Consider the following 258-nt stretch of genomic DNA (forward strand, 5'->3'; position numbering starts at 1 on the left):
CTCGCCCTGTGGCGCCTCATACACTTGCAGCGCAAAAGCCGCGCCATCCGGCGCCGGCAGCGCACGCGGGTTCAGCTTGCCGCTCAATGTCAAAGGCAACGTTTTAAGCTGCACGAACGCGACCGGCACCATGTAATCCGGAAGCGTTTGGCTGAGATAGGCTTTGAGTTCGACCGGTGTCATCGCTCCACCATCAACCGCAACCCAATAGGCCACCAAGCGTCTGTCACCCGGATGATCCTCGCGTGACACCACCGC

1 protein-coding gene is annotated in these 258 nt (G+C 60.9%); it reads right to left on the reverse strand.

The window, feature by feature from the left end; genetic code table 11:
- Nucleotides 1-255, reverse strand: a 255-nt coding sequence (locus tag KPG66_RS18235; protein ID WP_336886370.1) for an AMP-binding enzyme, incomplete at its 3' end; no start/stop codon positions are given.
- Between the last annotated feature and the right edge of the window lie 3 nt (nucleotides 256-258).

This window comes from Mycetohabitans sp. B2 (assembly GCF_021733735.1).
In the GTDB taxonomy this organism is placed as follows: domain Bacteria; phylum Pseudomonadota; class Gammaproteobacteria; order Burkholderiales; family Burkholderiaceae; genus Mycetohabitans; species Mycetohabitans rhizoxinica.